16 protein-coding genes and 1 tRNA gene are annotated in these 14,207 nt (G+C 40.0%); 10 read left to right on the plus strand and 7 right to left on the minus strand.

Annotated features, from left to right (window positions below; genetic code table 11):
- Nucleotides 1-954 (minus strand): uroporphyrinogen decarboxylase family protein, encoded by a 954-nt coding sequence (locus AC1RRY_RS16045; RefSeq protein ID WP_492822774.1) that lies wholly within the window; start codon nt 952-954, stop codon nt 1-3.
- A 219-nt stretch (nt 955-1,173) separates the two neighbouring features.
- Between AC1RRY_RS16045 and AC1RRY_RS16050 the strand changes: the two genes are divergently transcribed.
- Entirely contained in the window at nt 1,174-1,680 is a 507-nt protein-coding gene (locus AC1RRY_RS16050; RefSeq protein ID WP_492822772.1) for a hypothetical protein, read from the plus strand.
- A 29-nt stretch (nt 1,681-1,709) separates the two neighbouring features.
- Here AC1RRY_RS16050 and AC1RRY_RS16055 read toward each other — a convergent pair whose 3' ends face one another.
- Nucleotides 1,710-1,847 carry a hypothetical protein gene (locus AC1RRY_RS16055; RefSeq protein ID WP_492822770.1) on the minus strand — a complete coding sequence of 46 codons (138 nt, stop codon included), beginning with the start codon at nt 1,845-1,847 and terminating at the stop codon, nt 1,710-1,712.
- A 486-nt stretch (nt 1,848-2,333) separates the two neighbouring features.
- On the opposite strand from AC1RRY_RS16055, the gene AC1RRY_RS16060 reads away from it, so the two are divergent.
- Entirely contained in the window at nt 2,334-3,332 is a 999-nt protein-coding gene (locus AC1RRY_RS16060; RefSeq protein ID WP_492822768.1) for a hypothetical protein, read from the plus strand.
- A gap of 216 nt (nt 3,333-3,548) precedes the next feature.
- Here AC1RRY_RS16060 and AC1RRY_RS16065 read toward each other — a convergent pair.
- From AC1RRY_RS16065 to AC1RRY_RS16075, 3 genes are all read right to left on the minus strand, one after another.
- Nucleotides 3,549-3,622 (minus strand) — tRNA-Asn (locus tag AC1RRY_RS16065).
- Between the two features lie 226 nt (nt 3,623-3,848).
- Complete coding sequence (locus AC1RRY_RS16070; RefSeq protein ID WP_492822766.1) at nt 3,849-4,505, minus strand: response regulator transcription factor; 657 nt, start codon at nt 4,503-4,505, stop codon at nt 3,849-3,851.
- A 1-nt stretch (nt 4,506) separates the two neighbouring features.
- Complete coding sequence (locus AC1RRY_RS16075) at nt 4,507-5,934, minus strand: ATP-binding protein (RefSeq protein ID WP_492822764.1); 1,428 nt, start codon at nt 5,932-5,934, stop codon at nt 4,507-4,509.
- Between the two features lie 235 nt (nt 5,935-6,169).
- Here AC1RRY_RS16075 and AC1RRY_RS16080 point away from each other — a divergent pair, with 235 nt between their 5' ends.
- The 8 genes from AC1RRY_RS16080 (at nt 6,170) to AC1RRY_RS16115 (ending at nt 11,750) form a co-directional block, all read left to right on the plus strand.
- On the plus strand, nt 6,170-7,567 hold the full coding sequence (locus AC1RRY_RS16080; protein ID WP_492822762.1) for a PQQ-dependent sugar dehydrogenase family protein: 1,398 nt from the start codon (nt 6,170-6,172) through the stop codon (nt 7,565-7,567).
- A gap of 323 nt (nt 7,568-7,890) precedes the next feature.
- Complete coding sequence (locus AC1RRY_RS16085) at nt 7,891-8,127, plus strand: DUF4834 domain-containing protein (RefSeq protein WP_492822760.1); 237 nt, start codon at nt 7,891-7,893, stop codon at nt 8,125-8,127.
- 6 nt (nt 8,128-8,133) lie between these two features.
- Nucleotides 8,134-8,544, plus strand: coding sequence for a DoxX family protein (locus AC1RRY_RS16090; protein ID WP_492822758.1), 411 nt, complete (start codon nt 8,134-8,136; stop codon nt 8,542-8,544).
- A 5-nt stretch (nt 8,545-8,549) separates the two neighbouring features.
- Nucleotides 8,550-9,452: a histone deacetylase family protein gene (locus AC1RRY_RS16095; protein WP_492822756.1), complete on the plus strand. Its 903-nt coding sequence runs from the start codon at nt 8,550-8,552 to the stop codon at nt 9,450-9,452.
- A 105-nt stretch (nt 9,453-9,557) separates the two neighbouring features.
- A complete protein-coding gene (gene deoC, locus AC1RRY_RS16100) occupies nt 9,558-10,226 on the plus strand; it encodes a deoxyribose-phosphate aldolase (RefSeq protein WP_492822754.1) in 669 nt (222 codons plus the stop codon).
- Between the two features lie 194 nt (nt 10,227-10,420).
- Nucleotides 10,421-10,969, plus strand: a complete 549-nt coding sequence (locus tag AC1RRY_RS16105; protein ID WP_492822752.1) for a hypothetical protein — start codon at nt 10,421-10,423, stop codon at nt 10,967-10,969.
- 12 nt (nt 10,970-10,981) lie between these two features.
- Nucleotides 10,982-11,368, plus strand: coding sequence for a hypothetical protein (locus tag AC1RRY_RS16110; protein ID WP_492822750.1), 387 nt, complete (start codon nt 10,982-10,984; stop codon nt 11,366-11,368).
- 64 nt (nt 11,369-11,432) lie between these two features.
- On the plus strand, nt 11,433-11,750 hold the full coding sequence (locus AC1RRY_RS16115) for a hypothetical protein (RefSeq protein WP_492822748.1): 318 nt from the start codon (nt 11,433-11,435) through the stop codon (nt 11,748-11,750).
- A gap of 20 nt (nt 11,751-11,770) precedes the next feature.
- Here the strand turns inward: AC1RRY_RS16115 and ctlX are convergent, their stop codons facing one another.
- Nucleotides 11,771-12,703 (minus strand): citrulline utilization hydrolase CtlX, encoded by a 933-nt coding sequence (gene ctlX, locus AC1RRY_RS16120; RefSeq protein ID WP_492822746.1) that lies wholly within the window; start codon nt 12,701-12,703, stop codon nt 11,771-11,773.
- A gap of 173 nt (nt 12,704-12,876) precedes the next feature.
- Nucleotides 12,877-14,118 carry a pyridoxal phosphate-dependent aminotransferase gene (locus tag AC1RRY_RS16125; protein WP_492822744.1) on the minus strand — a complete coding sequence of 414 codons (1,242 nt, stop codon included), beginning with the start codon at nt 14,116-14,118 and terminating at the stop codon, nt 12,877-12,879.
- Nucleotides 14,119-14,207: the final 89 nt, after the last annotated feature.

Here is a 14,207-nt window from a genome sequence, read left to right on the forward strand (position 1 = left end):
TTATAATGTCTTTTTTGAAATACTCATCCATTGGTGTATACTTTCATCAGGGAAATCAAGCGGTAATACACAGCCTGCTGTTAATATTTCTCCTTTGCTTTTTTCATTGATCAAATGATTTATTTCATCGGCAGACCTGCAGCTCGCCATTTCAGAGGGTGGTAAGCCACACAATAGTCTTGATCGTAACCTGTTCTGCCAGTCGGCCGGTATTTTGGTTTCCTCACAGTATTCATAGTGTATAAACCAATTGGATGGCAGATCGCCTATTGAAAGATAGATGTTTTCACCATGAATATGAAAAATGTTGTAAGCAAGGTCCCGGCAGGCACAAAGGCATTTTTCATCAAAAGTCTGACCAAAGTTTTCATAGACTTCAGGAGAGATTGCGCCGTGCCGCATATGTTGTGTTACGAAATAAATACCGTCTGACCCGGCTTTAACCAGCTCATTGATAATATATAAAGTGTTTTTTGTGATTCTTTCCAGTCCTGAAAGTACTTCATCCGGATTCGTTTCAGTATGTTGAAGAAATACCTCAAGTCCGGACATTTGTATGGCCTGCGACACCGGACAGAAAACTGTAGATAACACAGGCGTGTCGTCTGTCAACCTTTCTTTCACTATTTTGCAGGCATCGATAATTTCTTTCATTAATGGGGGCTGGGTTTCAGCAAAATCAGGAAGTGAAAGCCAGTCCTGCGGAGAGTGAATGATTGTTTTAGTAATGATTCTTCGGCCAAGCGAATCTCCGTTCCATGTATCTTCCACACCACAACATGCCACCTGCCAACTGCCTGTGGGCATCATTTTGATGAAATCACACTTGAACTTTTGCTGAAATTCAAGTGTACTTTGCGCTAAAGTTTCTGCTTTCTGATCTGCAACGGGGTGGTGTTTCCAGAATGAGGCTCGGGTGTAGGTGGATTGTTGTTCTTGATTAAATATGGACATATCAGCAGTGTTACAATAGATAATAAGGCAATCGGTGTAACACAAATTTATAAAGAATATACATTATGTAAAACTAAAAAAGATAAAGCAGGAGCAGAGATTGAAAGTGAAGCAGATAAGGTTAGAAAAATATTTTTCTGGCACTCTTTAGTTAGTTCAGTGTAATTTAAGATTTTAGCGCATTAATTTGATTATTTTTAACCTGAATCATTTGCTGTAATGAAAAAAGTATTAATCCCACTATTAGTTGTATGTTTTCTTTCCGGTTGTAGAACCCAATTGTCCCGTCCTTTAAAAGGTAATTATTCGAGTGAATATACAGTATCTTCTGACGAATCGTATGATGCCGTATGGAACAATATTATTAAATATTGTGTAAAAAAGGACATAAGTCTAAAGCTGATAGACAAGAAAAGTGGAGTGATTATTTCAGAGCCTTACGAAATCAGAACCTTTACCTTTGAAAGACCAGATGGGACTCCGGAGATGGCCAGTGCCAATGTGGTTTTAGGATGCGAGACGATAAGAGGTTTTAGAAATGACTGTCAGCCTCCGTCAGGAATTGTGACAGATATTATTTTCAAAGTAAAGAAAGAAGATAATAAAACCTTGATCACAATTATGTTGTCAGACATAACGGCCTGGTATGCCAGAGGCACACGTTGTTTAAGAGATGTGAAATCGACCGGATTTTTGGAGAAGCAATTGATGGAAGAAGTACAGTGATTATGGATCCATTACTGCTTAGGGGGCAATCATGATTCGCTACCTCCTCCGTCATTTAAGGCTCCATTATCAAATGCAATTGAAAGTTTTTTCAATTGTGGTTTTACCCATTCTTTTTTTGATTTTTTTTCTGATTCAGAATGTTGAGTTTTTGATTTAGTATTCATTGTGGGAATTTTTAGAAATTACAAGTATATTTTTTTAATGCGCACCAGATAATGGCTATTAATATGAGAAAGTCAAACTTTCTTATTTACAAAATAATACAATTGTCTTTACTAGATTATATAAATTTACAGCCTTTAAATTATTTACGCAAATGCTTTGAAGCATTTATCCATTAAGCCCTTTAAAAAAGTTACGAATTGCTTCGGTATTCAAGTGCCATCAGCCACTATTTCCCGGTTTCTACATAATGAATGATAAGGATTTTGATGAAAATCTGCCATGCCATATCAATATTATAAGAGCTTATATGGTAAGGTTTAATACAAATCTGAAATATGATTGGATACAATAAAGCAATGCGATTTGCGTTTTTTTATTTATTGGGGTAACTCCTGATCGGAAAAGTTCTGTTATCATTGTTGCCGAAATTAATCCAACACAAGCAAAATTAATATTGTTGTCTGACTATAAAAAGTGCTTCTTAGATGAAAAAAATCGTAAGTGTCTTATTGCTACTAAACTTTGTGTTTGCCTGCAAACCAAAATCAGAAGAGGTTGTACCAGTGGATGAAACTGAATGCAGGGTACTATCGTACAAGGAAACCAATTATTTTGGTGTGGTTACGACCAATGATGTGTACAATTATAATTCTGCCAAAAGACTGATTGAATTCAAGAGTCTGGAAATGTTAGAGAATTATGAATACAATGCGAAAGGACTTCGGACTAAGAAAACTGTGACAAGATTGTCGAATATGAACAAGGAGGCTGAGGAGGAGTACTTGTATAATGATAAAGACCAGTTGATTAAAGAGATAAGAAGATGGCTGGATCCTACCTCAGGTAATTCCACAGAAGATAACCTGTTATATGAATATCATAGTAATGGTAAATTAAGTAAAAGGGAGTATTATGTGCATAATGCAGGAGGATTATATACCAGAGTTCAATATAATGAGCAAGGACTTAAAATTCTGGAAGAGGGTCCAAATGGGCTTATTGCTAAATTTGAATACAATGCCGGTGGTAAAGTCACCAGAGCAATTCAGAATTTGCCGGCCCCCAATAATATAACAGTAGAAGGAATTGTGGAGTATAATGCAAAAAATTTGCCTGTAAAAACTACTAATAAAATTGACAACGTAATAGTGGGGTATATTAATTACGAGTATAACGACAAAGGTCAGGAAACAGGTCTGTTTTCGACTAATGTTAAGGGAGAGTTGGTCAGCAAGAGAATCACTGAGTACAACGGTGAAAACTATACAATTAAAAATTATATTGGTAAAAATGAATTAATAGATCAAACCGAGTATGAAGTACTGAATAATCGGATCATAAAAAAGACCTTTTACAGACCGGATATTTTCCAGTACTCCAATACTTTTACTTATGATGCATCTGGCAATATGATAAGAGATGAGTTGAAGGTCAATTATCAACCTGATCCTATAATCAAGGAGTGGGCTTATGCCTGTGATTAATTACAGCTAATGGGTTTATTAGCCACTAAGTCCTTTCGGTCGGTGTACGCTTTGATTATAGTTGATGTGATTGATATTCTTGCGGTGGCAGATTCTTGTCTGATAAAAATAGATAGCTAAGAATATTCTTGCAAAGTAACCTATGAATAGGATTTTTTGAGGAGAAAAGGGCAAAAAATAAAAAAGCTACACTTTTGGTGTAGCTTTTTTATTTTGCTCCCGAAGCTGGGCTCGAACCAGCGACCCTCTGATTAACAGTCAGATGCTCTAACCGACTGAGCTATTCGGGATCATTACGCCGCGATTCCTATTTCTGAAATCGTGGTGCAAAATTAGGCTTTTCAGGTATATGTGTCAAATAAAATCTGAAAAATATTTTATTTTTTGTCGCCGGGAAGCTTGCCAGCAACATTAAAGTGTCTTATGGTCAGTAATTTAGCCTGTTGATAAATTTCAGTGTTTTTTTCTGAACTTTAAAAAATCGAGTCCTTGTCTCATAACATTCTTTTAATTGAATCACTCTACTGCCAGTCTCACCAGTTCGGCGGTGTTTCTTACCTGTGTTTTACGCAGAATATTTGCCCGGTGGTTAGAGATTGTCCGGACACTCAGGTTGAGTTTTTCGGAGATTTCCTGACTGCTTAACCCTTCAACAATATAGCTTAGAATTACTTTCTCCTGTTTTGATAACACATCGGCAATAGCTGACGCTTCTTTTCCGGATTCAGAAGCTTTATATTTCCTTTGGTTCAGTAGTCCGTCAATAATCATGACAGAAACCGAAGGAGGGAAGTATTTTTGTCCGTTGGCTACGGTATCCAGTGCTTTCAGTATTTCGTCCTTACCGGTGTCTTTCAGTAAATATCCCACTGCACCGCTTTCAACGGCTGTTACCATGTACTCCTGATTATTGTGCATGGAGAAAACGACAGGCTTTACCGAAGGGAACTTCTGAGAGATGATTCGGGCTACTTCAAATCCTGTCATTTTAGGCATTGATAGGTCGAGCAATACGATGTCGGGCTTTAGCTCTCTTATACCCTCGAGCGCTTCGGTGCCGTCCGAGGCTTCACCGACAATCTCAATGTTTGCTTCGTCTTCCAGTAGATTTATGATGCCCCTGCGTACTACTGCGTGGTCATCTACAATCATCAGTTTAATTTTGTTTAGCATTTTAGTTCGGGATTTTAACAATTATCTGGGTTCCTTTGGTTGATCTGGTTTGTATTTTCAGCTGGCCACCTAATAAGCGCACACGCGTTTGCATATTAGATAGCCCATTGTTGATGACAGTTGCCTGTTTAGTGTTCTTTGTATTAAATCCTATCCCGTTATCACTTATACTCAATTCAATGGCTGTTTTGCTTTTGTGCAATGCTATTCCGGCCTCGGTGGCTTTGGCATGTTTTATTATATTATTCAATGCTTCCTGCGCAACCCGATACAGGTTCACCTCAAGGTTACTGTTGAGCCGGGTCTGATTAAGATTACTCTCAAGGTTGATTTTTATGCCCGAGCTCCCGGCTGTGTTTTCGGCCAGTAATCTGATAGCAGCCTCCAGACCAAAATCTGTCAGAACAGGAGGCATCAGATTGAACGACACCTCACGGGTTGCTTCAATGGTTTCGATAATCAGTTTGTTATGTTCGTCGAGTGTTCGTTTTTGCTTTTCATCAGTAGTTGGAATAGCCTTTAGTTTTTCACTGTTTAGCTTCAGGCCTGTCAACATCTGGCCGATTCCGTCATGCAATTCTCTTGATAACCTACGCCGTTCTTCTTCCTGACCTTCCAGCAGCGCACCCGACCGGACGTTGTCTTCTTTTCGAATTAATTCATATTTTTCTGCTGTTATCTTCACAATGTCTTCCTGAGCTTCCATGAGCTTCTGATTCGATATACTCAATTCCTGATTTTTTTGCTGCAGGGCTTGCTCAGAGTTCGTCAGCTTTTTTATCACCCTTTTTATATAGGCTGTCAGTGGATTGAAAATCAGCGCGCCCTCCAGTACTAAAATGACCAGTGTAATTATGAACAAAAACAATTCGATTCTACGCACGCGCTTTACCCGTTGCTCAGACTCCTGGTCATACTGAAATACGATTTTATCCATCTTATTCAGATATAGCCGCTCGTTAATCAGTATTTCATCAAGTGTCTTTTTTTTATCAATGTGCTTATGGTTTATGATAAGCTCCATCCTGTTTTTGATCTGCTGAAAAACCGGGTTTAACTCCTGAAGCATTTGCAGGATTACGGCTGAGTTTTTTACTGTCACTTCCCGTTCAATCTGAATGTGGCCTTTCATTAATCCTTCGTGGCATCGGCTCCAAAGAGCCAGTGTTTCTACAAAGTCTTTTTCGTAGAAATGGGCTTCTTCCGAAAAGCGGTCAGTATTGGTAAGCAAAATAGCCATTTTCGACAAACGCTGGCTAAGCATTCGCTGTCGACCGGCTATGTTTACAACGTGGGCGTCATCGAGAGTGTCTTTCAGCGAATACTGAATCAGCATTTGCCCTGTTATCGAAAGCATGGCTACGGCTGTCAGGGCAAGTATATAAAATTTTGTCAGACGTTGTGTAACCTGCTGCTCGAGTGTGGGCATTTGATATCTGTTATCTGTGAGATTCATTGAAAATTAATGCAAAAAAAAGCCTTTTCCAATGTTAAAGGGCAGATTCTTGTCAGTTTTTATCAATTCTGGCAGAATATCATTTATCACACGGGAAAACCAGCCGGGAAAAACGACAGATTAAGAAAAAATTAATACGCAAACAGACTGTAAGCAGAGAGGGTTATATAAAAAGTAAAGGATGTTGTAGCATTTGAATTTAATAAAAATGACCAGACAGATACTGCTAGTAGCCCTATTGTTTATGGGTAATTATGTTCAGGCGCAGGAAAAGCCCACCCATGTTTACAGACAACAAAAAGGAAGCAAGACAAAAATGCCGATGGCTGTAAAAACGGTTTCAAAAGATATCAGCGTGAGCCTGTTTAAGAGTCTCAATCATTTGCCTGTTCGTGTTGTCTACGATAATGTGAACCGGATATTGTATACCTGCAACATTGAGGGGCACGTGTTCAGGATACCGATACTTAATGGAATTGCCGGCGATGAAACCCTTTTTATAGGGACAGATGAGCATAAAATCAATTATTTGCAAGGCATGGTTTTTTACGACAATACGCTTATTCTGGTTGGGAATAATAATGATGCCGGGAAATCAAACGGATATGGTGTGGTTGAGAAATGCAAGATTCTGCCGGATGGTACGCGTCAATGGACTACGATGCTTACCACAGAAGCGTATCCGTCATCGGGTACTTTATATGACCACGCGTTTGCAGGTGTTTGTTTATCGCCTGCTAAAGATTCTCTTTATATAAGTAGTGGTTCACGTACTGACCACGGAGAAGTCAAAAATTCAGGAGACTATGTTGGCTTAAGAGAAGTGCCGCTTACCGCCAGGATTTTCCGTATTCCGGTTGACGCCGTCAATATTTACTTACCCAACAATGAGCAGGCTTTAAACGAAAGCGGATATGTGTTTGCCCATGGCATACGAAATGAGTTTGATATGGCATTTACTGCCGATGGAAAACTATTCGGTCTGGAGAATTCGGGCGACAGGGATGACCCGGAAGAATTGAACTGGTTACGGGCAAATCACCATTACGGGTTTCCGTGGCGAATAGGGGGGAATGATACACCCATGCAGTTTACACCTTATGTGCCTGAACGGGACAAACTGTTACCGGCTGACGCGTTGGCCAGAAATATCTTCTATAGTGATCCTGATTATCCTTCCCGACCTACAAACGTAAAATTTACTGAGCCGGTTAAGAACCTGGGGCCCGATGCCAATTGGGTGAGAGACCCTTCAACAGGGAATATGTATCAGGGAAAAGAAGTAACTACTTTCACGGGGCATCGGTCGCCTGTAGGGCTGGTTTTCGATGCCGACAGCTCTTTAAGCCGGCCTTATGCCGGGTCGGGTTTTATGCTTGCCTATTCTCCCGAAGAGCCAAGGGGAGGATATGGCCCTGCACAGGACAGAGGCGGCGATTTATGTCGATTGCAATTGACGCATGATACAGCAGACGATAATTACAAAGTAAAAACCACCCGACTGGTGACCGGTTTTTTTAAGTTGACCGATGCTGAAAAAGCAGGTAATGAAATTTTTATAACTGACCTGACCGGAAAATTATGGAAAGTGGCTTTCCGGCACTAACCTTATCCAAATTCGATAAGTATACAATTACACTTGCTATCAGGAACCGAAAGGGGAGTGCGAGCGATAAAGCAGACCTTGACACCAGACAATGATATAGCGAGGTAACAAATATTGAGTATTCTACGTTATATGGTAGCAAATGTGGTGATGCATGGCGGCAGTAAGATAAGTAACCGAAACTGCTGATGTGAAGAAGCGTTTCGAAGGTGTCTTAAATCGGAATTAATTTTTGAGTCTGATTATACCACATCTGTAAAAACAAATTACATTTGTGTATTATTTATTCGGATTATTAAAATTCCAGATAGGAAAACAAGGTCATGTTCAAATACATTCTGATATTTATTTTATTGATAGTTTTTGTACCTGTATTCAGAAACTTTCTATTCGAATTGTTGGTAGGCAAGCAAATCGCCAAAGAACAGAAACGTTACAATGATATTGTAGAAAAGCAACGTGGGAAGGAAGGCGATATTAAAGTGAAGCAGAATCAGCCTTCGGCTAAAAAAAGTGGAGACGAAAGTGGGCAATATGTTGATTTTGAAGAAATAAAGTAATGGTATATGTTTCGGAAATTTTTAATACCTCCAACTTTAACGACGCAGGTTAGTGTAGCTATTTTGATATTGAGAGTTGGTTTTGCCGCATTTCTGCTGTCGCATGGTTATGGCAAATTGCAGAGTTTTTTAGATGGTAATCATGATTTCCCTGACCCCCTGCATGTAACGCCGGTTGTTTCGCAGGCGTTAACCATCTTCGCAGAGTTTTTCTGTTCCATTCTGTTGGCTTTAGGTCTGCTAAGCCGGGCTGCTGCCCTTGTGCTGGTTTTCTGTATGACCATCATCGCTTTTGTTATACATGGCCCTGACCCAATAGGAGACAAAGAGCATGCGCTGTTGTTTTTAATAGCATTTCTGGTTGTTCTGTTGATTGGGCCCGGCAAGTATTCCTTAGATGCCCGCCTGTTTAAATAGTAGCTATGCTTAAAATAGCCTACGATCCAATCTATACTCATCCGCTTCCTGAAGGTCATCGGTTTCCGATGATCAAGTATGAATTAATACACGAGCAATTGCTGTATGAAGGAACCTGTACAGCAGAAAACTTCTTTGCGCCGGCACCGGTAGAGCATCATTGGGTGTTGGGTGTACATGAAAAAAAGTATTTTGATGATCTTCTGAGTCTGAGAATTGATGCACGCATGGAACGCCGTATCGGTTTCCCCATATCTGAAATGCTGGTGAAACGGGAACTGGTTATTACGCAAGGTACAATTGATTGTTGTGCTTTTGCATTTCAGTCGGGCATTTCAATGAATATTGCAGGCGGTACACACCATGCGTATGCAGATAAGGGAGAGGGTTTTTGTTTGTTAAACGATGTGGCAGTAGCGGCTCATTATCTGCTTGCCAATAAACTGGCCGACCAGATTCTTGTGGTTGATCTGGATGTGCATCAGGGGAATGGAACGGCGGTGATTTTTGAAAACGAACCAAGGGTGTTTACTTTCTCCATGCATGGCAAAGAGAATTATCCGATGAAAAAGGAGCGGTCTGACCTTGACATCGAACTACCTACTTATTGTGAAGATACCGAATACCTGAGCATACTGTTTGATACACTGCCGCGACTGATTGATGAAGTAAAGCCACAGTTTATTTTTTACATTTCCGGTGTAGATATTCTGGCTTCAGATAAACTGGGTAAGCTGCGGGTATCAATGGAAGGGTGTGCCGGAAGAGATGCTTTTGTTTTTGAACAGGCACGCAAGCACCGGATACCGATGGTGGTTTCGATGGGTGGCGGGTATTCTCCGCGCATTGCTGACATCGTTGAGGCGCATTGCAATACTTTCAGGCTGGCAGAGAAGATGTTTTTTTAGTGCTACTAATTGTATGAGTAAATGAGACTACGGTTTTTGCTGTACATTTGCTCAATTATGTATTCTTGTTTTTTAAACGCCGGACTACCAGTCCGGCCTACGACTATGCAAAACCTTGCCACATATATTGACCATACTTTGCTGAAATCTACGTCTACTGAAATGGATTTCAGAAAACTGTGTGAAGAAGTTTACCTGCACCATTTTTATGCGGCCTGTGTGCCCCCGCATTATGTGCGGTTTGTGAAAGATATACTCGTTTACAGTGAAGCCAAGGTGTGCACGGTAATAGGTTTTCCATTAGGTTATAACATCAGGGCTACTAAATTGGCAGAAGCAGAATGCGCACTGGCCGACGGGGCAGATGAATTGGATATGGTGATGAACATGAATGCCTTTAAATCAATGGCGTATCTGACCGTGAAAGAAGAGATAAAAGCATTAGCAGAATTGACACATAGCAGGAGTGCTTTGCTGAAGGTGATTATAGAAACGGCGTATCTGGATAATTTTGATTTGAGTATTGCCTGCGAGATATGTGAAGAAGCCGGAGCCGATTTTGTGAAAACATCCACCGGCTTTGCCCCTAAAGGAGCAGATTTGGAACAGGTGAAAATGATGAGACAGGTACTACCGGAAAACGTGAAGATCAAGGCATCGGGCGGGATACAGTCTTATGAACAGGCTCTGGCCTTTATTGAAGCAGGAGCCGCAAGGTTGGGTACTTCATCAGGAGTTGCTATTCTGAAGGGATTGGACGGAACAGCGGGATAAAATGTCATCTGAAATTAACTTCTTTTAATTAATAAGTAAAATTATTAAATCAAAAATGGTTTAATGGAAATAGAAGTTAAATTCCATAGTGCCGGTAAATAAAAAAAAGGAGTTTTCGTTTTTATGTTGGTTTTAATAAAGTATGTTTGGTTGTCTACATCATGCAAGCTGTAACTAACTTTAAAATCTTAAAAATGAAAAATCAAAAACTAATCTTCGCACTAGTAGTATTAATCAATCTTTCTTGTGAGAGAAAGACTGAATTTGAGAAAGTTCCTGAAACTTCTAAATCCTTTCCATCCTTATCTAATGTTGCGAAAAATCTTGCTAAAATTAGAATGAGTAGCAATGTTCAGCAAGTAAGTAAACAAATTAAGAATGATTCATTGTTCAAGAATTATTTAAAGTCTATGGATCAGTTCAGAATTGAAAGATTTTCTTATAAAGACAATCAAATTGATATTAGTAAGCTGAATGCGGGTGATAAGCCTAAATCGTATGACGAATTGGTTAATAAATTTAATGACGCTGGTATGCAAGATGCCAAAAGTAGAATTAAAAATCGGTTCGATATGATTATAGCTAAAGCGAAATTATGCGATAAATATCCAGAATTTTGTAAATTATCAGGCATGGAGCAAGCCGCTATCATTTTAGAAAGTTCAGAAGTTAAGATAAATTCTGAGTTTTTAACAAAATATGATAAAGATTATAAAGCTGCTAAGAATAAAAATAAAAACTAAACTTCTAATGACATGAAAAAGATAGCATTATTATTGTTTTTTTTATCCTTTGGTAATTTAACACCTTCATATTCATTTCCTCAATGCTGCCAATGTTTTTATTATTATGAACAGAACGCACATGCAATAGATGTTTTGGCAACTGCTGGCGTTAGTGATTGTATGGATAGTACTAATCCATTTGGGTGGTATTCTTTGGGAAGGATAGCTCAGGAATATTTAAATGGTTGGACAACAATGAGTGTAATGGACTTAATGCAGCAGTTTGGTACTTGGGTTTTTGATTTTCAAAATTGTGCAAACATTGTTTTGAGTCAGCAATGGGGACTACAAGAGCAAATGTTAAATCAATTAAATGAGTGTGTGGCCAATTTTTGTATTGGTGAAACATGTGGGTAATCTCTTTATATGATGTAGATATGAAGTATGGTTTTTAAACCATACTTCTTTAAATAATAAATAAATGTTTGATAAGGAAGTTAAAGCCCAGATTAAGAAATTTAAAAGTGGCGCTACTTATAATGAAGTAAAAGCCGAATTAAAGGAAGAGCATACAGACGCCGATGCAGTCTTGATTGTTACCCAGGCTTTTAAGGAATATAAGAGGGATAAGGCTAACAGATTGATTATCTATGCCATAGTAATCATTATTTTTACCGCACTATATGTCATATTTTTTGAGCAATTAAAGCCTATTAGATGGATAATGGTAAGTATTATCAGTGTCGTGGCTCTGGCACAAGGATTGTATCTGAAATATCAATTCAGAAAAAGCAAGTAGATATTAATCAAGTCTTATTATTACTTCTCCGGCAGATGCACTTCTGCCATCATGCAGCGGGCAGAGCCACCTCCGCAGGTTTCTATGATGTCTAAATCAAAATGCAATAGATCTGCGTATTCACTCAGTTGGTTTTTCTGTACCTGTGTCAATGAATCACAGGCGCGGGTTGACATCACCAGAAAAAGATGCCCTTTCTGATTAGTAACAAATAGCATATTGCCGGCAAAAGAATTCATTTGCTCAAGGCTTATCTCAATTACATTTTTGCCGGTGCTTTCCAGACTTTCTTTCACCATCAGTCGCTCGTCAAGGTCTTTGATAGATTGCAGGCAGACTACCGCAAAGCTATCACCAATGCACATCATCACGTTGGTATGATAAATCTCTTTGCCGTTGGCATCTACCGCACGGAACTTCACAATCTTATAGCCGTTCATTTGTTTCTCCCAGGCTTTCAGCACCTCTTCGTTGGTGCGTGGAGAAATGCAGGCATAAGCAATGCGATGCATCCGGTCGAGCACCAGACTGCCGGTACCTTCCAGAAATTTATTGTCCTGCTCAAAGCCGGTCAAATCAATGACTGTTTCAACATGATATTGCTTGCTTAGCTCATCAATGATATCAGACCGACGCTCTAAACGACGGTTTTCGGCCTGCATGGGGTATAGACACACCTTGCCGCTGTGATGAAACGAAACCCAGTTATTAGGGAAAATGCTGTCGGGAGTATAAGGCTTGGGGGTATCTTCATACACCATCACGTTTACACCTATGGTACGCAACCGGCTTACCATCACATCGAATTCCCTCAGGGCGTTTTCCTGAGTAATATCAATATCTAATGCCTGCGCTCCGGTATCCTGAAAAGCATTGCTTTCGGCTGTTTGCAGATTGAAAGCAAAGTTGACCGGACGAATCATCAGAATATTTGAAGTTGCTTGAGCCTGCATAGTTAGTATATTGAGTGATTTTGTGTAACTATTGAGCGAATGAGTGATTTAGTGAATGAATGTTTGAATTACGAATTAGTGAATCGTGAAACATAGTGACTATTGTGTACATTGTGGCTGACAAACTACATTATTCACTCAATCACTAATTCACTCAATCACTAAATAAATTCTCACGCCAGTTCCATTTCTTCCAGTTTTATTCGGTGCCCGTCCAGAAATAGCCGGATGCGGTTTGAGGCCGTTTCGAGTTCTTCCATTGAAGGCAGGAATACAATGCGGAAATGGTCGCTTTTACCATAATTAAACCCTGTGCCCGATACCACCAACACTTTTTGTTCCGACAGCAGGTCGAAAACAAACTGTTCGTCGTCTTTTAACGAGAACTTCTTTAAATCTATTTTCGGAAACAGATACAATGCCCCTTTGGGCTTCACGCAGGTAATACCCGGTATATCCGTAATGCGGTAATGAATCAGGTCGCGCTGCTTGCACAGACGGCCTTCGGGAGCAACCAGGTCGTTGATACTCTGATAACCACCCAACGCGGTTTGTATAGCGTATTGAGTAGGTACATTAGCACACAGACGCATACTGGCCAGCAGGTTAAAGCCCTCAACAAACGATCTGGCTTTTTGAACGGCACCACTCAGTATTACCCAACCACCACGGAAACCTGCCGCGCGGTAATTTTTAGACAGCCCACCGTAGGTCATGATAAATACGTCATCACTCAGGGTAGCTACAGGAATATGCTTGTGCCCGTCATACAATATTTTATCGTAGATCTCGTCAGAGAAAACAATCAGATTGTGCTCTGCCGCCATCTGTACAATGCCTTCCAACACCTCGCGGCTATATACTGCTCCGGTTGGGTTGTTCGGATTGATGATAACGATACCTTTGGTTTTAAGGGTGATTTTCCGTCTGATATCTTCCAGATCCGGATTCCAGTCAGACTCCTCGTCGCAGATGTAATGAACGGGTTTACCACCTGAAAGCGCTACTGAAGTAGTCCAGAGCGGGTAGTCAGGTGAGGGAATCAATATTTCGTCGCCCTCATTGAGCAGGGCCTGCATGCTCATCACAATTAATTCGCTTACCCCGTTGCCAATAAAAATGTCATCGATGGTAACACCATGAATCCCAATCTGCTGGGTATAATGCATAATGGCCTTGCGTGCCGGAAAAATACCCAGATGATGCGAATACCCCTGTGCATTGCGGATATTCATGATCATGTCGGAAATGATTTCGTCGGGTACATCGAAGCCGAAAGGTGCAGGATTACCGATATTAAGGTTGATAATTTTTTGCCCCATGGCTTCGAGTTGCTGTGCTTTGTCGAACACAGGACCACGAATGGCATAACTCAGGTTATTAAGACGGTTACTTTTATTGATTTGTTGCGACATAATCTCAGGCGATAAATACTATACAAAATTATAGAAATTTTGCGCGTATGGAATATAAAAGCAATAAAAAAGGTCGGAGAGAATATTCC

Source organism: Emticicia sp. GW821-FHT11C11 (assembly GCF_058808615.1).